17 protein-coding genes are annotated in these 21,567 nt (G+C 46.6%); 12 read left to right on the top strand and 5 right to left on the bottom strand.

Annotated elements, in window-relative coordinates; all coding sequences use genetic code 11:
* Window positions 1-5 precede the first annotated feature (5 nt).
* The 3 genes from ACDQ55_RS14205 (at window position 6) to ACDQ55_RS14195 (ending at window position 3,363) form a co-directional block, all read left to right on the top strand.
* The gene (locus ACDQ55_RS14205; protein WP_420982065.1) at window positions 6-1,586 is read left to right on the top strand and encodes a RagB/SusD family nutrient uptake outer membrane protein; all 1,581 of its coding nucleotides are present in this window, start codon (window positions 6-8) and stop codon (window positions 1,584-1,586) included.
* 149 nt (window positions 1,587-1,735) lie between these two features.
* Window positions 1,736-2,326: a TetR/AcrR family transcriptional regulator gene (locus tag ACDQ55_RS14200; RefSeq protein ID WP_420982064.1), complete on the top strand. Its 591-nt coding sequence runs from the start codon at window positions 1,736-1,738 to the stop codon at window positions 2,324-2,326.
* Between the two features lie 56 nt (window positions 2,327-2,382).
* Window positions 2,383-3,363 carry a GlxA family transcriptional regulator gene (locus ACDQ55_RS14195; protein WP_420982063.1) on the top strand — a complete coding sequence of 327 codons (981 nt, stop codon included), beginning with the start codon at window positions 2,383-2,385 and terminating at the stop codon, window positions 3,361-3,363.
* Here ACDQ55_RS14195 and ACDQ55_RS14190 read toward each other — a convergent pair whose 3' ends face one another.
* On the bottom strand, window positions 3,364-3,786 hold the full coding sequence (locus ACDQ55_RS14190; RefSeq protein ID WP_420982062.1) for a response regulator: 423 nt from the start codon (window positions 3,784-3,786) through the stop codon (window positions 3,364-3,366).
* Between the two features lie 238 nt (window positions 3,787-4,024).
* On the opposite strand from ACDQ55_RS14190, the gene ACDQ55_RS14185 reads away from it, so the two are divergent.
* From ACDQ55_RS14185 to ACDQ55_RS14175, 3 genes are read left to right on the top strand one after another with little or no spacing between them, the layout of a single operon-like run.
* The gene (locus ACDQ55_RS14185) at window positions 4,025-4,441 is read left to right on the top strand and encodes a secondary thiamine-phosphate synthase enzyme YjbQ (protein ID WP_420982099.1); all 417 of its coding nucleotides are present in this window, start codon (window positions 4,025-4,027) and stop codon (window positions 4,439-4,441) included.
* Between the two features lie 43 nt (window positions 4,442-4,484).
* On the top strand, window positions 4,485-7,019 hold the full coding sequence (gene uvrA, locus ACDQ55_RS14180; protein ID WP_420982061.1) for an excinuclease ABC subunit UvrA: 2,535 nt from the start codon (window positions 4,485-4,487) through the stop codon (window positions 7,017-7,019).
* A gap of 53 nt (window positions 7,020-7,072) precedes the next feature.
* Window positions 7,073-7,939 carry a hypothetical protein gene (locus ACDQ55_RS14175; protein WP_420982060.1) on the top strand — a complete coding sequence of 289 codons (867 nt, stop codon included), beginning with the start codon at window positions 7,073-7,075 and terminating at the stop codon, window positions 7,937-7,939.
* 117 nt (window positions 7,940-8,056) lie between these two features.
* Here ACDQ55_RS14175 and ACDQ55_RS14170 read toward each other — a convergent pair whose 3' ends face one another.
* Window positions 8,057-9,781 carry a hybrid sensor histidine kinase/response regulator gene (locus tag ACDQ55_RS14170; protein ID WP_420982059.1) on the bottom strand — a complete coding sequence of 575 codons (1,725 nt, stop codon included), beginning with the start codon at window positions 9,779-9,781 and terminating at the stop codon, window positions 8,057-8,059.
* 753 nt (window positions 9,782-10,534) lie between these two features.
* Between ACDQ55_RS14170 and ACDQ55_RS14165 the strand changes: the two genes are divergently transcribed.
* The 4 genes from ACDQ55_RS14165 (at window position 10,535) to treY (ending at window position 15,369) form a co-directional block, all read left to right on the top strand.
* Entirely contained in the window at window positions 10,535-11,470 is a 936-nt protein-coding gene (locus ACDQ55_RS14165) for an NADP-dependent oxidoreductase (RefSeq protein WP_420982058.1), read from the top strand.
* A 316-nt stretch (window positions 11,471-11,786) separates the two neighbouring features.
* Window positions 11,787-12,266, top strand: coding sequence for a hypothetical protein (locus ACDQ55_RS14160; protein ID WP_420982057.1), 480 nt, complete (start codon window positions 11,787-11,789; stop codon window positions 12,264-12,266).
* 166 nt (window positions 12,267-12,432) lie between these two features.
* Complete coding sequence (locus tag ACDQ55_RS14155; protein WP_420982056.1) at window positions 12,433-12,654, top strand: hypothetical protein; 222 nt, start codon at window positions 12,433-12,435, stop codon at window positions 12,652-12,654.
* A 54-nt stretch (window positions 12,655-12,708) separates the two neighbouring features.
* Window positions 12,709-15,369, top strand: a complete 2,661-nt coding sequence (treY, locus tag ACDQ55_RS14150; RefSeq protein ID WP_420982055.1) for a malto-oligosyltrehalose synthase — start codon at window positions 12,709-12,711, stop codon at window positions 15,367-15,369.
* On the opposite strand, the gene glgX is transcribed toward treY, so the two are convergent.
* Together glgX and ACDQ55_RS14140 are read right to left on the bottom strand one after the other, a co-directional pair.
* A complete protein-coding gene (glgX, locus tag ACDQ55_RS14145) occupies window positions 15,362-17,470 on the bottom strand; it encodes a glycogen debranching protein GlgX (protein ID WP_420982054.1) in 2,109 nt (702 codons plus the stop codon). The two genes, treY and glgX, sit on opposite strands and share 8 nt — an antisense overlap.
* 65 nt (window positions 17,471-17,535) lie before the next feature.
* The gene (locus ACDQ55_RS14140) at window positions 17,536-17,925 is read right to left on the bottom strand and encodes a response regulator (RefSeq protein WP_420982053.1); all 390 of its coding nucleotides are present in this window, start codon (window positions 17,923-17,925) and stop codon (window positions 17,536-17,538) included.
* Between the two features lie 391 nt (window positions 17,926-18,316).
* On the opposite strand from ACDQ55_RS14140, the gene ACDQ55_RS14135 reads away from it, so the two are divergent.
* Window positions 18,317-19,168 (top strand): protease complex subunit PrcB family protein, encoded by an 852-nt coding sequence (locus ACDQ55_RS14135; protein WP_420982052.1) that lies wholly within the window; start codon window positions 18,317-18,319, stop codon window positions 19,166-19,168.
* Between the two features lie 62 nt (window positions 19,169-19,230).
* Here ACDQ55_RS14135 and ACDQ55_RS14130 read toward each other — a convergent pair whose 3' ends face one another.
* Window positions 19,231-20,079 carry an NAD(P)-dependent oxidoreductase gene (locus ACDQ55_RS14130; protein ID WP_420982051.1) on the bottom strand — a complete coding sequence of 283 codons (849 nt, stop codon included), beginning with the start codon at window positions 20,077-20,079 and terminating at the stop codon, window positions 19,231-19,233.
* 276 nt (window positions 20,080-20,355) lie between these two features.
* On the opposite strand from ACDQ55_RS14130, the gene ACDQ55_RS14125 reads away from it, so the two are divergent.
* Window positions 20,356-21,462: a Gfo/Idh/MocA family protein gene (locus tag ACDQ55_RS14125; RefSeq protein ID WP_420982050.1), complete on the top strand. Its 1,107-nt coding sequence runs from the start codon at window positions 20,356-20,358 to the stop codon at window positions 21,460-21,462.
* The last annotated feature ends 105 nt before the right edge of the window (window positions 21,463-21,567 follow it).

Here is a 21,567-nt window from a genome sequence, read left to right as displayed (position 1 = left end):
CTGCCATGAATGCTTTACTCAAATATATCACCATACCGTTGTGCGCTGCAGCTTTGTTGAGCGCCTGCACAAAAATTGATGTGCCGGTAGAAAATGAACAAACACCGGATAATTTCCCCACTACAGATAAACAGTTTATACTGGCTACCGGTCCCGCCTATGTGAAGTTCCGTGAAAGCTACTCCACTTCTTTCTGGCAATTGCAAACGCTGAGCACTGACGAGGCGATATTGCCCAGCCGTGCGGGTGGTTGGTATGATGGTGGTCGCTATCAGCAAATGCATTACCATAACTGGACGCCGGATAATCCTATTGTATCCGACAGCTGGAACTGGGGCTTCTCTACTATCAGTACTTGCAACCGGATATTGTCGCAATTCTCCTCCTTGGCCAATACCGACGCTAAAAAAACTTCTATGGCGGAAGTACGCACCTTGCGCGCTATTGCTTTTTATCTCATGATGGATAGTTATGGTAATATCCCTGTTACCACTACTTTTGGTGGCAGCGATTTACCGGTACAAAAAAGCAGCAAGGAAGTATTTACATTCATTGAAAGCGAAATAAAAGCTACCCTGCCTTTACTGAGCACAATTACTGATGTTAGTACCTACGGCCGCCCTACCAAATATGCCGCTTTTTCCCTGTTGGCGAAAATGTACCTGAATGCACCCCGCTACAATGGCGAAGACCATTACGCAGATGCGGTGGCTATGTGCGACAGTGTGATCGCTTCGCACAAGTTTGAGCTGGAAGACGACTATGCAAAAATGTTTTATCCTGATAACAGCTGGAAAATAAAGGAATTCATTTTTGCTATCCCTTACGACCAGGCAACTGGCAAGGGATGCCAGTTTTCCTGGATGTCGCTGCACCCGGCATTACAAACCAAATACGGTTTATCTTACCGTTTGAGCAATCCGGTGAGCACCCTCCCCGAGTATTATGCGCAGTTTAACCTGGCCGGCGATGTGCGCAACGATACCTGGTTGATCGGTGAACAGTATGATTTCAGCGGTAAGCCTGTAATTATTAAAACCACTAAAAAAGGACTGGATAATAACTATAATGGTGCAGATGCAGCCGACCCGGTAGATTTCCAGCTCACTTTTACGCCGGCTGTAACGTTAACGGATGTAGATAAATTTGAAGTAGGTGGCGATGAGCTGGGAAAAGCTAAAGGTATCCGGAATAATAAATATTATCCAGACGTAGCAGCTACCAGCAGGGATCAGAGCAATGATGTACCCGTATTCCGCTATGCTGATATCTTACTGATGAAAGCAGAAGCCGAATGGCGCGGTGCAGCTATTACCAATGGTGAAACGCCAGTAGTGCTTTTTAATCAACTGCGCAGCAAAAGAAAGGCGCCGGCTGTTACCCTCATCACTGAAAGCGACATCTTGCAAGAGCGCGCCAGGGAATTGAACTGGGAATGCTGGCGTAGGAATGACCTGTTGCGTTTCGGTAAATATGAAGATAAGTGGGGATATAAGACGGATAACGATGTGAACAAACGCCTGTTCCCGATTCCTTCCGGAGAAAGGGTACTGAATCCTGGTTTGAAACAGAACCTTGGTTATTAATATTTATCCATTAGGTCATGAGGCTGTCTCAAATGTGAGGCAGCCTTTTTATTTTATACCAGGATCTCTCACCGTTTTTGAGAAAGCGCAGTGGGGTAATAGTAAGAAAAATTTTTAAATGAGCATTTGCTCATTTATATTTGCGACTAATGAGATATAGAGATGAAAATAAAGTACAGGCAATCCGGGAAAGCGCTATCGATATGGTAGCAAAGGAAGGATTGGAGAACTTTGGGATTAACCGGCTGGCCAAGGCGGCAGGGGTTTCTCCGGCTACCATTTATATCTACTATAAGGATAAGGAAGACCTTTTAACCAGCATCAGCGTGGAAGAGGGGATGAAAATGACCCGCAGCACGCTGAAGGGATTTAGTCCTGATATGTCTTTCAGGGAAGGGTTATGGATACAATGGAAGAACCGTGCGGAATATGCGCTGGATAACCATAAATCGGCCGTTTTTTTTGAGCAGCTCCGTAACTCGGCCTACCGGGATAAGATGATGGAATGCATCAGAGAAGAGTTCCGCCAGTCGCTGGGCACTTATGTGGAAAATGCTGTTAAACGGGGAGAAATTAACCGCATGAGCATAGAAGTATATTGGTCTGTAGCGTTTGCCCCGTTATACTCCCTCATCAAGTTTCATCATGAAGGCCAAAACATCGATGGCCGCAAGTTTATGTTTACGGAAGCCATCATGAAGGAAGCTTTCGAATGCGTTGTAAAAGGTTTGCTGAAATAACTTTTGCCCGTGAATAGGATTGACTCCCAACCTCTCTTTTACCTTAGTTTTGAAGCATGAAGCAGATATCTATCCTCGTTCCGCAAGGGGCTGTTGCGCTCAGTTGCATCGAAGGGCCTTTTGTGTTGTTTACCAAAGTAAATGATTTCTTGGAAGATATGGGAAAGCCACCCTTGTTTAAGGTGCAGTTAGTGGGGCTTTCTAAAAACCCGCAGGTGTATGACCGGTTGTTTAGGGTAATGCCGGATGTAGTGATCAGAGAAGAGATCTGTTCCGATCTCATCATTATTCCGGCGGTAAATGGCGTGTGGGAAGAAGTAATTGCACAGAACAGTGATTTTTTTCCCTGGATTATACAACAACATAAGAAGGGGGCAGAGGTAGCCAGCTTATGCGTAGGCGCCTTTTTGTTGGCGGCTACGGGTCTGCTGTATGGGAAACGTTGTGCTACACATTGGTTGGCTGCTACCGAATTCCGCAATATGTTCCCGGAAGTGGAATTGGTATCTGAAAAGATTATTACTGATGAACATGGTATCTATACCAGCGGAGGGGCTAACTCTTTCTGGAATCTGTTGATATATCTCATAGAGAAATATGTTGACCGTGAAATAGCGATCCTGGCTTCCAAATATTTTGAAATAGAGATAGACCGCAGTAACCAGTCCTCCTTCACTATATTTAAAGGGCAGCGGGAACACCAGGATGAGTTGGTGAGGCGGGCGCAGGATTTTATTGAACAGCACTTCCAGGAAAAGATCACTGTAGAACAATTGTCGTCTATGTTTGCAATAGGCCGCAGAAGCCTGGAAAGAAGATTTAAAAAGGCTACTAACAATACCGTATCGGAGTATATTCAACGGGTAAAAGTAGAAGCAGCGAAAAAAGGCTTTGAAAGTAGCCGTAAAAACATCAATGAAGTAATGTGGGAAGTGGGGTATTCAGATACTAAGGCATTCAGGACTATTTTTAAAAAGACAACCGGTTTATCTCCACTTGAGTATAGGAATAAATACAACAAAGCAATACTTAAATAGCTATTCTCCCTGCGGAGTAAATAATTTCTGCCAGCGGCCCTCCAGCACACTTTTCAGCATGGTACATAGCTCCTGGAAAGTATTGGGTTTAGTAAGAAACAGTTTAGCCCCCAACCGCATGGCATCTTCCATGTCTTCCTTCATATCGGAGGTGCTGAGGATAATAATATTGGTGATCTTATGATGCAAGATCTTTTTTAATTCCACCAGGCATTCTCTTCCATTCATCAACGGCATATTGAAATCAAGGAAGATATAATCCGGGGCTACAATCTTATTGTCATGCAACAGCTCCAGGGCCTGCATACCACTTGCACACACGTGTGTTTCAATGACAGGGGATATATTGTTGATGGCTTCCTGGAAAAATGATCTGTCATCAGCATCATCATCAATAATCATTATCTGTTGTGGCGTCATCATGGTTTAAATTTTAGTAATTAAGGATTTTCATAATTCGTTTAACAATGGTGGGAATTATGAAGATAAAGAAAATATCGCGAGCATTCGAATTAATTATTTCTTTATACATATTGCTGACCCCGTAATTTAAACCTGTGGCTGATTTAGCGCATAATAGCGAACTGTTAGGTATCCGGTTGAATGATTACCTTAGCCGCTAAACTAACCGCTAAACAAATAATATATAAACGGTATGAAAATTTTTCAACAGCCTTTACAACTATCGCAACGGAGAAGAGGCTTTCACATTATTACCACCGAAGTAATACAGGCATTTCCGCAATTGTCAGACATCCGTACTGGTATGTTGCAGGTGTTCATCCAGCATACTTCTGCTTCCCTGACCATCAATGAAAATGCAGATCCCACGGTAAGGAAAGATTTTGAGATGTTCTTTAATAAAACAGTGAGGGAGAATGATCCGGCCTACGAGCATAATGATGAAGGCGCCGACGATATGCCTGCCCATCTGAAAGCTGCCTTACTGGGCAGTGCTGTGATGATTCCTATCCGTAATGGCCGGTTGGCATTGGGTACCTGGCAGGGCATTTATTTATGTGAACACCGCAATTACGGCGGCCCCAGGCAATTATTGTTAACAGCCTGGGGAGAATAAACAGGTTAGGTTCTTTTAGCATACTTTTTGTGGCGGGCTGCCCATGCGGAAACTTGATCAGCATTTCTCCACCACTGGTAACACCGGTTTTGTACATGTACGCGGCGCGCGTGAAAACAACCTGAAGAATGTGTCTTTAAGCATCCCTCGGGATGCTTTGGTAGTATTTACTGGCGTATCCGGCTCCGGTAAATCGTCGTTGGCTTTTGGCACTTTGTATGCGGAAGCGCAACGCCGCTACCTGGAATCCGTATCGCCCTATGCGAGAAGGTTATTTCACCAGATGCCGGTGCCGGAAGTTGATGAGATAGATGGATTACCCCCCGCAGTAGCGTTACAGCAACAGCGGGGAGCCCCCACCACCCGCTCTTCGGTAGGCAGCGTTACTACATTGTCTAACCTGTTGCGGATGCTATATTCCCGTGCTGGCGTATATCCATCACAGGTAGCCCATATGGATTCCGATTATTTTTCTCCCAATACGCCGGCAGGCGCTTGCCCTATATGCCATGGGCAGGGGCGCATATATGATGTAACAGAGGCCTCTATGGTACCCGACAACCGGTTGACAATCCGGGAGAAGGCCGTGGCAGCATGGCCTTCTGCCTGGTATGGGCAAAATCTGCGGGATATTCTCGTTACGTTGGGATACGATGTAGATAAGCCCTGGAAGGAATTACCCAAAAAAGTACGCGACTGGATCCTGTTTACAGAGGAGCAGCCGGTAGTGCCGGTATATGCGGGATTTACGCCGGAGGAAACAAAGGATGCGCTCAAACGCAAGCTGGAACCCAGTTATATGGGCACTTTTTCCAGTGCGCGCAGGTATGTGATGCATACCTTTGGCACTACGGAAAGTGCTGCTATGAAGAAGCGGGTTGCGCAATATATGATCAGTAAAGAGTGCCCGGAATGTCAGGGGAAGCGCCTGGGCAGGAAAGCGCTGTCTGTTACTTTCGATGGCATGGACATAGCGGATATGTCGAGGTTGCCGTTAAAGCAACTGGCGGCTATTATGCAACGCTATGCAGCAGGGGAAGCTATTGCATCAACTGCTACGGACGTGCATCCCGAACGGGTGATGGCGGCACAACGTATTGCTCAGGATTTTGCAGCGCGACTGGCAGTTTTGTTAGACCTGGGCCTGGGTTACCTGCTGTTGGAACGTAGTTCCCCCAGTCTTTCTCCCGGAGAGTTGCAACGGCTACGCCTGGCTACACAGGTGAGGTCTAATCTCTTCGGTGTAGTATATGTATTAGACGAGCCCTCTGCTGGTTTGCATCCGGCAGATACTGCTGCCCTACTAACGGCGATGGATAAACTGAAAGCATCCGGTAATTCGTTGTTTGTGGTGGAACATGACCTGGATGTGATCCGTCATGCTGATTGGATTGTAGATGTAGGCCCGGCAGCCGGGGAGCAGGGGGGCGAAGTGTTATATAGCGGCGCTCCGGAAGGATTATCTGTGATCCGGGAATCCAGTACCCGCCAATACCTGTTCTCTAAAGAAAAAACGAGGGCCCGTACACTGAGGCAGCCCCGTGGCTGGCTAAAGCTCCAGGAGGTTACGCGCAATAATTTGTATCACCTCAACGCGGCTTTTCCTGTAGGTGTGTTTACTTCAGTAACCGGTATATCTGGTTCCGGCAAATCCAGTCTTGTTAGCCAGGTATTGGTAGAATTGGTGGCTGCCCACCTGGGATATGAAACGCCTGTTGGAGAAGAGGAAGGGGTTGAACAGGGGCGGCCTGTTACTTTGGGAGGAAGTATTACCGGCGGCATGGAGCATATTAAACGGCTGGTACAGGTAGATCAGCAACCTATAGGGCGTACTCCCCGCTCTAACCTTGCCACCTATACGGGATTATTCGATCAGGTGAGAAAACTATTTGCGGCTACAAAAATGGCAAAAGCCCGGCGTTATGATGCTGGCCGCTTTTCTTTTAATGTGGCCAAGGGCCGCTGTGAAACCTGCCAGGGAGAAGGAGCAGTGATGGTGGAGCTGCTATTTTTGCCCAGCGTATATGCTCCCTGTCCTACTTGCCATGGTGCGCGGTACAACGCACCAACGTTGGAAGTAACCTGGGAAGGCAAAAATATCGCAGAGGTGTTGGGGATGACGGTAGATGAAGCCAGGACTTTTTTTGTAAACGATGCCAGTTTACAACGTTCGCTGGAGGTATTACACGAAGTAGGGTTAGGTTATCTGCGACTGGGACAACCAGCTACAGAGTTGTCGGGTGGTGAAGCGCAACGCATTAAGCTGGCTACAGAACTGCAACGTATCGGTAAAGGCAATACGTTGTATATCTTGGACGAGCCCACCACCGGCCTACACCCGGCAGATGTGGAGAAGCTGGTTGTTCAATTGAATAGCCTGGTGGATGCCGGCAATACTGTGGTGGTAATTGAACATGAAATGCGGGTAGTGGCTGGCAGCGACTGGGTGATAGACATTGGCCCTGGTGCTGGGGATGAAGGTGGCCATATTGTAGCGGCAGACACGCCGGAGCAGGTGGCCCGCGTGAAGGAAAGTAAAACGGCTCCCTACCTGGCAGCATTTATGGAAGCGGAGTAATACCCCCCGTGTATGAAAAAACCGGTATCTTAATTCTTTTATAAATCATACTTATGCAAACCTCCCATCGTGATTACAGTACGATTAGCCCTTCTGCTAAATCCTTGTTAATGTTGAAAGGAACCACCCGCATCCCATTTGCAAAGGAGGCAGCCCAACTGTTAGTGTTCCCAAAAACTTATGAAATAACCCCAACTGGTACTGATTGGATGTTTTGGGTGCGGGTGCTTCATTTTGAAGAACGCTATTGGAGCATCGATCAGTTATTATCTGCATTGCCCATTAAAAATGTGCTGGAGCTATCGTCCGGTTTTTCTTTTCGTGGATTGGCCGCTGCTAAAGACCACGATGATTATTATATAGATACTGATCTGCCGGAAGTAGTGGCTATTAAGCAATCATTTGTGGCTGGTTTATATAAGGGGCCATTGAAAGGGCACCTGGAACTGTTGCCGTTAAATGCGTTGGATGAAGAGCAGTTCCAGGAGCGCGTTAGCCGTTTTCCGGCAGGACCTTTGGCAATCGTAAACGAAGGTTTGTTGATGTACCTGGATCAACAGGAAAAAGAAAAGTTATGTGGAATTGTCCGCCGGGTATTGCAGCAACGTGGCGGTTACTGGATTACAGCCGATATATACATTAAAAAGGAAGAAGCCAGGGCGGGTATTATACAGGATCAGGAGTGGAAAGCCTTTTATGCACAGCACCATATCCATGAGAATATGTTCGATAGCTTTGAGGCGGCGGAAATATTTTTTAAAGAGATGGGTTTTGTGGTAGATAAAGTAGCAGTGAAAGATTACTCCCGTCTTACTGCATTACCTCGCCTACTTTCGCTGAGTACCAACGAGCAGCAGCAAAAGATGCGGGGGGCTGGTCAAATCCGGACCACTTGGCAGTTGAAGTTGCCAAACGAGTAGGAGGTCATTGTAGAAAGGGCACCACCATTACGTGATGCCCTTAGTGTGCCCTACAGCCAGGGAAAATGATGATGCTATTGCTTAATGCTCAGGAATGCGAAGGATAGGTCCTCCTGTTTATGCTGCTGCGGCGATGAGCTTTTTCAGTATATTATATAAATGTTCGATGTTGACGGGTTTGCTTAAAAATCCATCTGCGCCAGAAGCAATCACTTCTTCTTTTACTTCTGAGAAGCAGTTACCGGAAACGAGGATAAATGGTATCTGTCTTAATTTCCGGTCGGCCTTAAATTTTTCCAGCATTTCCATACCGCTGGTGTGCGGCATAACCATGTCCATCAGTACGGCATCCGGTTCATGTATCCGGGCTTTGATGAAGCCTTGGGGGCCGGAATCGGCAGTAATCACTTCTATGCCCATACGCCGGAGGGCGAGGCGGAAAGCCAGGTGGTTAAGATGATCATCGTCTACCACCAATACTTTCAAGCCATTTAGCAGGGAGTAATCGACAGGGCTGTGTAGATCCGGCAAGGGCGGGGCGGTGGCTTTTATGGGCAGCACGAGTGTGAAAATGCTACCATTGCCATCAGGATTGTCGGTTACAGTAAGATTGCCTCCCAGCATCCGTGCGATGTGTCTGGCGATGGGAAGCCCCAATCCGCTGGATTCTGTGCGCTGCTCCATATCGGTTACATAAGGATCAAAAATGTATTCTTTCTTTGATTCCGGGATCCCCGGCCCTTGATCTGCCACCGAAAGCACCAGTTGGTTGTGTTGCATGACCGCTTTGACGGTAATAATGGATCGGAAAGTGGTAAATTTGATAGCATTGCTGAGTAGATTGACAATAATAGTACGGAGTTTAGATTTATCTGCCAGGATATATTCCGGCAGGTTATCGCTGAAGTCAATATCTATATGTACCGCCCTTCTTTTCGATAAATATTCGTAGGTGTCGCACAACTGTAGTATCCAGTCGGTGAACATGAAGGGCGACTCGCAGATTTCATCTTTTCCTGCTTCAATTTTAGACCAGCCGAGGGCATTGCTCATGACCAGCTGCATATCCTGGCAGGCAAAATTTACTGCTTCCAGGTGCGCCACCCCTACCTGTACGGTCTTTTTCCCGGGATCGGCCGTTTCGATATAGTTTTGCAAGATGCTGTTCACTACATTTAACGGAGATCTGATTTCGTGGGTGGTTTCCCGTACATAGACCCGCATGGCCTGGTTAGTTTTGTCCAGTTGGTTAACCAGTAATTGTAATTGCTGGTTCTGATACCTGCTTTCTTTGGCAAAGAAAAACAAAGCCGATCCATTCAGAAAGGTAGCGGCAAATATCGCGGCCCAATGCAGGAGCGTTTCCGTTTCCTGGCTTAAAGGAAGCGGGGCAACCACAGGGCGGTGGCAATGCACTTCCACCAGTAATAGCATGACTACAGTGCCGGTTAATGTGCTGATCTGGGCAAGGGGCCGTTGGAATACCAGAAAAACGCAAAAAGCCAGGAAAGGCCCAAACAGATACACCTGTGTAGCCGGCCCCAGTAACAGGCCAAAATACCAGATGGCTACATTATGCAAAACGAACATTAATAATTCCCCATGCACCGGTCGCCCATATTTGGTAATCAGGAGCACCGACATAAATAGTGCACCTTCCAGCAGGGAAGGGTAAAGAATTTGTGTATAGCCTGTCATAAAATATAACAGAAAGCCCAGTACAAAAGCTAATAGACTTGCTCCTACAGCCAATGAATTGATAATTTTTACGATCCTTTCTTTCTTTGCATCTGCCTCAGTCATCTGTCTTGTTATCCTGGGTACTACATTGTTGATAATCATAACTTTCCAGGTTTTCTTGTTTTAGGGGTCCAGGTTTCCATGTTGATTGCATTCAAGGTAGACGAATGCAGGTTATCAAGTGTAAATTCTTTGTTAAAAACAATACCTGCTTCTGGTAAGTTTAAAATTACAGGTTGAAGATTTTAACAAATAACTAACATGAAACTCACATTTATATACGGAGTTATAAACATTATATTCAAGTTTAAATTAAAACTCACCTGATCTCCTTGGGCTTATGTACTTTTTAAAGTTTATGCGATACCGTTATAACCATCCTCAATGGCTATATGAGACAATAAGGGTGGTCATATAGTACCCTGGCGGTAAGTAATGTGTAGCTTACTTTTGTAAGCGTATGGTTTATTATGAAATTAATATATATAATAACAGCGTCTCGTATAGGCCATACCGGTATAGGGGACCATTTGCCATTGGGCAAAAAATGGAATAATGCATATAGGTAAGGATAGGAAACTACCTTGATCAGTGATAGGCTACCTTATAGAATGTTAATGTAGCGGTTAAGCATATACGTTATCGTTGTTGCTCAACAACCATTTTATTAGAAATATATTCTCCATTCTTTGCATGTTTGCCAGGAACCCAGTTACACTATCACTCATATAAAACAATGACATCAATCGATAAATAAACAATTTACAGTATGGGCTGTTTTTCTTGGCAAGGAAAACATAGCATTTGAAAAGTGCATGGTGATGAAGATAGATTTATAGGTATTAAAAATTCCATATGAAAGCGATTGTTTTAAAAGAGTTTGGTAGTACTGATAAGCTGGTTGTTCAGGAAGTGCCAGTACCGATTATCCAAGAAGAAGAGGTGTTGGTAAAGGTAAGCGCTATCAGTGTGAATCCGGTGGATGTATATACCCGTCTCGGAAAAGGGTTGGCAGCGCGTTATCAGGATGAGCACCCCATGATTTTGGGCTGGGATATCTCCGGGGAGGTAATCGCATCAAAATCTCCCTTATTGAATGAAGGACAGCAAGTATTTGGTATGGTCAATTTTCCAGGTTTGGGCAGGGCTTATGCAGAATACGTGGCGGCACCAGCCGGGCACCTGGCGCTTAAGCCTGAAAATATTTCCTATGAAGAGGCTGCCGCTGCTACCTTAGCCGCATTAACTGCCTGGCAGGCGCTAACGCGTTATATGCCTATTACAGCCGGGCGGAAAATATTGATACATGCCGCTGCCGGTGGCGTTGGACACTATGCTGTGCAAATTGCTAAATATTTAGGTGCACAGGTATCAGGTACTGCTTCTGCCGCCAATCAAGAGGTAGTACTAGGATTAGGGGCAGATGAGTTCATTGATTATAAAACACCGGCACTCTCCGGGCATGCCGCAGATTTTGATTATGTGCTGGACACCATTGGCGGGGATAATATTGATTTGTCGTTGCAAATCATGAAACCCGGCAGCACTATTATCAGCCTGGTAGGAGGCCAGCGGGAAGTGCTGGCTGCCAAGGCGGAAGCTAAGGGTATGACAGGGTTAGTAATGGGAGTTGCTTCCAATGGCGCCGATATGCAACGTTTGGCCGAACTGTTGCAACAAGGCGCGGTGCGCTCGCTGGTATCCCATGCTTTTTCATTTGATCAGATGCCGCAGGCACACCAACAGGTGGAAAGCCATAGAACAGTAGGCAAAGTGGTTGTACAGGCATAAAATTAATCGTTGACGCCCCGTTTAACGGCCTGGTTTGGAGATGCCAATGGCAATTACCGCCTGTGGAAAAACAATTAGATCCTTTATTCTGGACGCCTTTACTCCTGGCAATCTAAGTCGGGGCCACCCCATGCAACCCTTTACTTACTTTCAGAACTATTGATTAGGGGATTGCGGTAAAATTACACAGTTGAGGAAGATTTGCTCACCGCCGTTATCACTTTTTTCTGCTGAAATGCTGTAGGAGAAGCTGTTTGCCGGCATTTCCGCAGCCGGCATCTGATTTGTTTTCAAATGGGCAAATCCATTACGCCATATGAAAAATAAGATTAACAGCCTGTTGATTGATGAAAAACCTGATCGGCGGATCCAGTTTTATTTATCGTTAGACCTGCTGAAAGTAAACCGTGCCTGTGTTTGCCAAGATAATAGCTTCGATGCACTTGCCTACATGAAACAACATCCTGATTTTTTGCCGGATTATATTTTCATCAGTGCTACGCTGCCTAAAGAGTACAGTAAACTATTTATCCGGCAGATCAGGAAAATGGAAGACCTGGCTACAGTACCGGTGATCCTGATGGCTGCTACCGAAGGGCCATTAAAACTGGCAGAGACAAGCGAAGATGGTTTTACTGACGTTTTGCTGAAACAGCCAGATATTTATTCCCTGAAAGAAGCCTTGCAGCGGATCTTCGAAAAAAACTACGAGTTACCGCAATTCCTGGCCAATTCTATGGAGGAATTGTACGCTGCCCGGCCTCTGCTGGAAGCACCACACCGTATTTCGGCCTAGCTATTTTTTTCTTTTGGGCGGTAAGCAGTCTGTGCTAACCAGTTTTAAATTGTTGGTTTATAGCTGTCCCCTACTTTCCGGGCAACCGGAAAGTAGGGCTGATGTTTTCTTGCAGATCCTTATAATTTCCCGTTTACTATACCCACGATAATAATACTATCCAGGGGTGAGGCTCCCCTTATTTAAACAATATACCGGTCTGGCAGTTAATAATATGACGCCTGTTGTTGGCGGTTATTGGAAAATTACGGTGGTAAATATACGTTCTGGCACCCAATACCGTTGCTCGACAGCCATCGAAATAATGCCAGTAGCGCAGTTTCCGGGTACGCGCAACTGGGGCTATGATGGCGTATATCCCAGGGACAGCCATTGCCAGACCAGGTAGCAATACCTTGGTATTAGCCCTTTTATCTGCAGTTGTTTTACGAAATTATCGCTAATGAAAACTGAGCGTATGATTCCCGTTTCCACGTACCGGGTGCAATTAAATGAATCGTTTACCCTGGCGCAGTTGGAGGAAATATTGGATTACCTGGAGCAATCGGGCATCACTACTATTTATGCTTCTCCCATCTTTGATGCAGTACCTGGCAGCATGCACGGATACGATGGTATCTGCCCGCACCGCATCAATCCTGCCATTGGTACGCTCGACGATTTTCGCCGGGTTAGTGCATCATTGAAAACCCGCGGTATGACCTGGGTGCAAGACATTGTACCCAACCACATGGCGTTGCATCCCGGTAATGCCTGGTTGATGGACGCTTTGGAGCGTGGCCCGTTATCTCCCTGGTACCACTTTTTTGATATAGACTGGGAATATCCCGATCCAGCCCTGCATGGTCGCCTAATGGTGCCTTTCCTGGATACTTCCTTACCGGAAGCCATAACGGCTAAGCAGGTGCAGTTTACCTGCACGGCAGATGGTTTTAAGATGAGTTGCGGTGAGCTGTTATTCCCGCTTTCTGCACCCGCATATGAGGTATTGCTCAATGCTATAGAGCATATGCCTACGCCTGTAAGGGAGCTATTGGTACAGTTGCAACAGGAAATGAAATTGCCTCTGGCCAGCGAGGAGTGGGCTCTCCGCAAACAGGCGCTTCTGCATAAATGGCTGGCAACTGATGAACTAACCCGGTTGTTGGAGCAGGTAAACCATCATGAAGCCCTGCTTGCTTTGCTGCTGGAACAACAATATTATCTTTTTACTTATTGGAAAGAAGTAGCGCATAAGATCAACTACCGGCGCTTTTTTACTGTAAATGGATGGATCACCCTGAAGATGGAGGAACGTTGGGTATTTGATACCTGGCATCTGCTCCTGCAGGAGCTTTACCACGAAGGATTGATACAGGGCCTGCGCATTGACCATATAGATGGTTTGCTAGACCCTGCTATTTATGTACGTCGCTTGCGGGAAACATTTGGCCAAAAGTGTTACATCATTGCCGAAAAGATACTGGAGGAAAATGAAACCTTGCCGCAGAGCTGGGGGTTGAACGGTACTACGGGATATGATTTCCTCTCTGATGTAAACGGGCTGCTGACCAATATCAACGGAAACGAAAAGATTTCCCGCTTTTACCGTTCCCATTTTCCGGAGCTGGCTAAATACCAGCAATTGGTGCTCAATAAAAAAACGATGATCCTGCAAACGCAAATGGGAGGAGAGTGGAATAATCTGGTGCACCTGTTATTCCATCACCGGCTGGCAGAAAAGAGTGTGGATCAGCAGAAATTGAAAGCCGCATTGGGACTCATTATGGCAGGGATGCCCGTATACCGGATCTACCCCGAAAGTTGGCCGCTGTCTGCCGGGGAAATAGCCATACTGGAAGAAGCCCTGCACACTGCCCTGCAGCGGGCGCCTGCTCTGGAAGAGGAACTGGGGCTGATCCGCTCCTGGTGGCAGGAAGATTATGAGCATCCTGCCGCTTCCCTGAAGTTTTTAAAAAGACTGATGCAGTTTACCGGACCCTTAACAGCAAAAGGCGTGGAAGACACCGTATTTTATGTATATAATGCCTTACTGTCGCATAATGAAGTGGGAGACACGCCGGCCAGGCATAAGTGCGCACCTGTTACTTTTCATGAGCGTTGCCAGCAAAGGTTACTGCAATATCCTGCCACCTTGAACGCTACGGCTACGCACGATACCAAGCGGGGAGAAGATGCCCGTATCCGCCTGAATGTACTCACATTGCTGCCAGATCTCTGGATTCAGCAGGTACAGCAATGGCATGCCCGTACGCAACCATTCCGCGATCAGTTTCCAGATGGCATTGTGCCAGCCGGCAACGACGAATATTTTATTTATCAATCCATTATTGCCGGCTTTCCCGGCCATGATGATCCTGATAGCGACTTTCTGCCAAGGCTTTCTAGCTATATCATTAAAGCCCTCCGGGAATCGAAGGATCATAGTAATTGGTCGTCGCCGGATGAAGCATATGAAAGCAGGTGCCTGGCTTTTATTGCATACTTGTTTGCCCCGGAAAATAACCTGATCGGTAGCCTGTATGCGCTCATCAATAAGATAGACCAGCATGCAGCTACTTATTCCCTCAGCCAGTTGTTGTTGAAATTAACGGCGCCAGGTATACCGGATACCTACCAGGGGTGCGAACGGTGGGATTTTAGCTTTGTAGATCCCGATAACCGGCGACCGGTTAACTACATCGACCGTATGAATATGTTGTCGCTGATACAGGAATTGGAACAGGATGATCCTGCTGCGTTAATGAAACTATTGAAAGCGAACCGTCATCATGCTTGGGAGAAATTTTATGTTTTTGTAAAGGCTTTGCAGTTCCGGAAATCACATGCCCGCCTGTTCCACACCGGCGCTTATATTCCTGTAGCTCCCGAACAGGAGCAAGTGATCGCTTTTATGCGGCAATACGAAGATAATTGTTGCCTGGTGGTAGCGCCTTTACTGAAAAATGATACGGCTGCTTTAACTACCCTGCGGATATCTGAAGGTATGCCAGCACAGTGGTGGAACATTTTTACGGGAGAAGTAATTACCGCTGCCAACGGACAGTTGCCATTAGCGATGCTGGAGCAGTTTCCGGTAGCGATGTTGATTGCTATTAGCTAACAGCTAATAGCAGCACGATCGATCTGGCGGCGGCTTTTACAGTATCAGCCGCCTGGTATTGCTGTTCATCTTCTTCCAGATCAGTATTCAGCAAGATTTTCCATTGCTGGCTATATTTAGCGTCGGGTAGTTTAAACTCCAATGCTTCGTGGTGGGCATTGAAGATAATATAAAAGCTGTTATCCGTTATTGTTTCTCCCTTGGGGCCTTGAAGGCGTAAGCTTTGACCATTAAGATAAACACCGAGGGAGCGGGCAAAGCCGGTATCCCAGTCTTCATCGCTCATTTGATGGCCTGCCGGTTTAAACCAGGCGATATCTTCTACCTCCATCCCTTCTACCGGGGCGCCCCGGAACCAGCGTTTGCGGCGGAAGGCAGGGTGCTGTTGCCGGAGTGCGATCACTTTTTGGGTAAAGCGAAGCAAGTCTTGATCTATGTTTTCCCAGTGCAGCCAACTAATATCATTGTCCTGGCAATAGGCGTTATTGTTTCCGCGCTGGGTTCTTCCGGTTTCGTCGCCTGCCAACAGCATGGGGATGCCTTGAGAGAGCAGGAGGGTGGCAATAAAATTCCTTTTTTGCCTGGCGCGCAGGGAATTGACGGCTGCATCGTCGCTGGGGCCTTCTGCCCCGCAGTTCCAGGAGTGGTTATCGCTTTCTCCGTCTTGGTTATTTTCTTTATTGGCTTCGTTGTGTTTATTGTTATAAGATACCAGGTCTTGTAAAGTAAAGCCATCATGCGCGGTAATGAAGTTGATGCTGGCGGTGGGTTTGCGGTAGTCGTCTTTGTACAGGTCTGCACTTCCGGTGAAGCGCGACGCAAATTCAGCAAGGGAACTGTCGGCGCCTCGCCAGTAATCACGGATGCTATCGCGGTATTTGCCATTCCATTCTGCCCAGCCGGGAGGGAACTTTCCTACCTGGTAGCCTCCTTCTCCAATATCCCATGGTTCGGCAATCAGTTTTACTTGTGAAATAACAGGGTCTTGGTGAATAATATCAAAGAAGGCACTTAGTCTGTTTACTTCATGCAATTCCCGGGCAAGGGTGGCAGCAAGATCGAAACGGAACCCATCTACATGCATTTCAGTGATCCAGTAACGGAGGCTGTCCATGATCAGCCGCAATACATTGGGCAGTTGTGCATTCAGTGTATTGCCGGTACCGGTATAGTCCATGTAGTAGCGTTTATTTTCTGCCAAACGGTAATACACAGCATTATCTATGCCTTTGAAAGAGAGGGTGGGCCCCATTTGGTTGCTTTCCGCCGTGTGATTATATACCACATCGAGTATCACTTCTATGCCGGCGGCATGCAATACTTTTACCATCTCTTTAAATTCATTTACTTGTTCTCCGGCGCCACTGGCGGCAGCATACTTCGCATCCGGCGCAAAGAAGCTAATGCTGTTATACCCCCAATAGTTGGTCAGCCCTACATCTACCAGGTGCCGGTCTGCTATAAAGTGATGTACTGGCATTAGTTCAACCGCAGTAATGCCTAATGCTTTCAGGTATTCTACCGTAGCCGGATGTGCCAGCCCTTTGTAGGTGCCACGTATATTTTCGGGGATATCCGGATGCAGTTTGGTAAAGCCTTTTACGTGCATTTCGTAGATAATACTTTGATGATAAGGGGTTTGGGGTGATTGGTCGTTTTCCCAATCGAAGTTGTGGTCTATGACCACGCACCTGGAAATAAAGGCGGCACTGTCACTCTCATTAAAACTCAGGTCTTCCGCAGCATCTCCGGGCTCATAGCCAAAGAGGGCGTCGTCCCAGTGAATAATGCCACTGATGGCTTTGGCGTATGGATCGAGTAATAGTTTGTTGGGATTGAAGCGATGTCCATCCGAAGGATGGTAGTGCCCATGTATACGGTAGCCATATAACAGTCCAGGTTGGGCATCCGGTAAATAGATGTGCCATACATTGCTGGTACGGTCTTCTATCCGTATGGTGGCATATGCTTCTTCATCTGTTGTGCTGTGAAATAAACAAAGCTCAATGCGGATAGCATTTTCTGCATACAAAGCAAAGTTAACGCCCTGGCCATCCCAGGTAGCGCCCAATGGGAAAGGATTTCCTGGATATGTTGTCATCGCCATAATAAAGGTTAAAATGTTAAAAGCAAAATATTATTACAGAACACCTCAGCAGCAAAATATTATTTAATCACATCTAAAAAAATGTGTGCAATCTCCATGCTTTCCTGGAAGGAAATAGGTTTGGTAATAAAAGAGTGGGCACCTAGTTGCCTGCATTTTTCTTTTTCAGAAGGATTAATAGACGTGGAAAAAATAATGACCGGGATATTTTTAAAGCGGATATCGTTTTTTAAACTCCTTAATGTTTCGGTGCCATTCATCCTGGGCATGTTGAGATCAAGCACAATGAGACGAGGGATATGTCCGAGTTGGGAATCATTGTGGAGCAGACTTAATGCCTGTTCGCCATTTTCCGCAAAGACAATGGTATTGGGTGCTTCTATCGACTCCATGGAGAGTTGGATAATATCCCTGTCTTCGGCATCATCATCAACCATAAGAATTTTCATCTGTTTTGGTTTTAAATATCCTGTGTAAGGGGTAGTGAGATTAAATAGCAGGTAACACCTGTGCTTTATCTTTCCTGCGCTATATTTTTCTTTTATGGGAATCAAAGCCAATGCCATTATCCTTCTATGCCGTTTCTGCCCTAATTAATGCATTGAAGATGGATGAGTAGGCTCGTTCCTGCTAATTTTTACAGAGAGATAGCGCCGCCTGGTTGCAGTAGCTCCACAAGCATTACTATGCTGTGGCTAAACGAAGGTAAATAGCAGATGGCTATAGCACTATTAGGTAGAATATTCTACAAAATGGGGAGCAGGGCGTCCGCGAAGGGGAGGGCAGAATTGCCCGATTTGAAAACATTGCTGTACATTCGCCACACAAACCATTTGACTTATGAAGCTTTACATGGCAGTAGCATTGCCCGCATTCTTGATCAGTTCTCCTTATCTTCACGTACAGGCCCACACGCCTGCGCCTGCGCAGGAATGGGTGTCGCCCAAACCAGTGTCGCGTATTTCGTACGGACAAGGAATAGATCTGATCGTAAAAGGGTTGGGATTGAATATCGACAATATGCGCTTTATTAAAGTGCCCAAAGCCACCGATTACTACAAATACGCTAACAACAACGCGCCTTACGCCTCTGCCCTGATTATTGCCGCCAACAAGGGTGTCCAGTCGGGGCGCGACCTCAGACCAGAATTGCCGGCTACACGGGAACAGTTTGCATTGGCTTTATATGAGGCCATACAGGGAACTGGCCAGTATCCGGTAAATATGATGTGGTTGAATATAAAAGATGAGAAAGAGTTTGGAAAGGATGCCTTAAATGCAGTACAAACACTGATTAAATTTAACGTAGTGTCACTGAAAGACGGCAGTTTCCGTCCTAAGGCCTATATCACTGCGGCAGAAGCGCGGCAAATGGTAAAGCTGGCCGCCAATTTTGTACAAGCGCAACGGGCGCAGGCAGAAAGAGACAATGCTGCACAAGACGCAGTAACCATTACTGTTACACCGGTGAACAACCAGGTAAGTAAAGTGGTCTTGTCGGCAGGAAACCAACCTAATTCAGGTTACCGTTTGCAGATCAACAGTATTGTTTTTACGCCTGCTAAGGAAGCGGTGATCCATTATACGCTGGTAGCACCAGATCCGAATAGTATGAACCTGCAGGTGATTACAGAGGTAAAAGCAGAAACGTTTGTAGCAGCAGGTTATAAAGTAACAGCTACCAGCTATTAGTTGCCGGTTTAAATAATTGGTTGTAATCGTATAGTGGCAGTAACCACTATACGATTATTTTTTTACAGGCTATCTTTTCCTATCACCATCCAGTCGTCGTTGCCATGACCTTTGGCAATCCACTTGTCCATTTCCTCAGCAATGGCAGGTAGTATGGCAAGATGGGTGCCTCCTTTTTCAGCGGCTTCTATGAACAGCCGGGTATCTTTACGGGCCATGCTCAGTTCCCAGGAAGGTTGGCTGAAATTGCCACCAATAAAGCGTTGTAGCCGGGCCGGTATGCCGGCGCCAGGATTCCATACCTCAAACAGCGCGCTGATATCGCTGGCCGGAATATCCAGTGCTTTGGCAAGCGATAAAGTATCTGAAAGGCTGGCAGTGAGCCCCACGAGGAAGCTGTTGCCTAATAATTTCATGCCAGCTGCTTTGCCGGTGGTATCGCCAAAGTTGATCACTTTGCCAGTCATTTGGGCCAATGCAGGCTCCACTGCTTTGATCACTTCCTGGTTGCCAGAAATCAGCATATAACCAGTGCTTTCCAGTGCGTTTTGCGGGCCCATAAATACCGGAGCATGCAGGTAGGTAAAGCCCCGTTCTTTCCATGCCTGGGTTCTTTGCACAGCGCCATCAGCAGAAGTAGTGGTATGATCTATAATGATAGCGCCGGGCTTTAGTCCGGGCGCTGCAGCCGCCAGCACTTCATCAACCGTTTGGTCATCTTTTAAGGTAAGATGTACGAAGTTTGCTCCTTTTACCGCGTCTGCCACTTCACTAAATGCTTTGGCACCGGCAGCTTCAAGCGCGCTTGCTTTGGCGGCAGTGCGGTTCCATACCTGTACCTGTGCTCCTTTTTTGAGTAGCGCTTTTACGAAATTAGCGCCTAGCAGGCCCATACCTAAGAATGCTATCATAACTTTTTTGCGTCTAAGGTAGGAAAAAGAGGATTACGTATCTTCCTGTTTATTCCGCCCCTTATCGTTTAAAACTGGCTCCGGTACAGGCTATACGGATTAAAAGATGTCATTTTTTCTTAGTACAGTTCCGGGAATAGCAAGCGGTATAAATTAAGTAAGTCCAAACGCTGTTTAAGCGCTTCTCTGTGCGCTTTGTTTATTTTGAATACGCTCTCTTTTTTCGTTTATATTTCCCCGGATATTTTGTATTATTAAAACCCAAAATATCCGGTTATGAATTCTCGTCGCGACTTTTTGCAAAAAATTGCTGCATCTGCTATTACATTGCCTTTTATGCCGCTTTCTGGGTGGGCCCAAGCGCCAGCACCTTACGATGGACCTGTTTTGAGGGTTGCCATCATGGGATTGGGCAGTTATGCCAACCGTGTGGCCAATGCCATGCAATCGTGTACTAAAGCCAAATTGGTAGGCGTTATCAGTGGTACGCCTTCTAAGGTCCAGGACTGGCAGGGAAGGTTTGGTATCCCCGCTAAGAACTGCTACAATTACGACAACTTTGATCGTATTAAAGAAAATCAGGATATAGATGTCGTATATGTTACTACACCGAATGCTTTGCATCGCGATCAGGTGATCCGGGTGGCTGCTGCCGGCAAACATGTGATCTGTGAAAAACCGATGGCGCTCAATGCTAAAGAAGGAGAGGAAATGATAGCAGCCTGCAAGAAGGCAAAAGTGCAGCTGCTCGTAGGTTACCGGATGCATTTTGAGCCTAAAACGTTGGAAGTGATCCGGATGAGACAGAATGGTGATTTTGGTAAAGTGCTTTTCTTTCAGGGACAATGCGGTTTTAAAATCGGTGATCCCACGCAGTGGCGTCTGAACAAACAATTGGCTGGCGGCGGCGCTATGATGGATATCGGCATCTATGCGATTAATGGCTCCCGGTACATGATCGGGGAAGATCCCATTTGGGTAACAGCCCAGGAAACCAAAACAGATCCTGTGAAATTTAAAGAAGGAGTGGATGAAACGATACAGTTCCAGCTTGGCTTCCCAGGGGGTGCAGTGGCGTCCTGTTTATCTACCTACAATATGAACAACCTGGACCGCTTTTTCCTGAATGGGGAGAAGGGATTTGCAGAATTACAGCCTTCCACCGGATATGGCCCCATTAAAGGCCGCACCCACCAAGGAGAGCTTACTCAGCCGCATACTACCCATCAGACAGTACAAATGGACGAAATGGCTGGCATACTGCTGGAAGGCAAACGGCCGGTGGTAGCGGTAGATGGGGAAGAGGCATTGAAAGACCTGAAAATTATTGATGCCATCTATCAAGCCGTTAAAACGGGCAAAAAAGTAGCCTTAACAGTATAGCCGGTGCAGTTGATTGGCGGTCTGTATGGCCATTATTTGGGCAAATAAAGGCATTTAGCAGCGTAACTCAGGAGGAAATGGTTGGGTGCCCGGTTGATTGGCCGA

This window comes from Chitinophaga sp. 30R24, from assembly GCF_049056765.1.
Classification (GTDB): domain Bacteria; phylum Bacteroidota; class Bacteroidia; order Chitinophagales; family Chitinophagaceae; genus Chitinophaga.
This window is presented reverse-complemented; position numbering and strand designations above follow the sequence as displayed.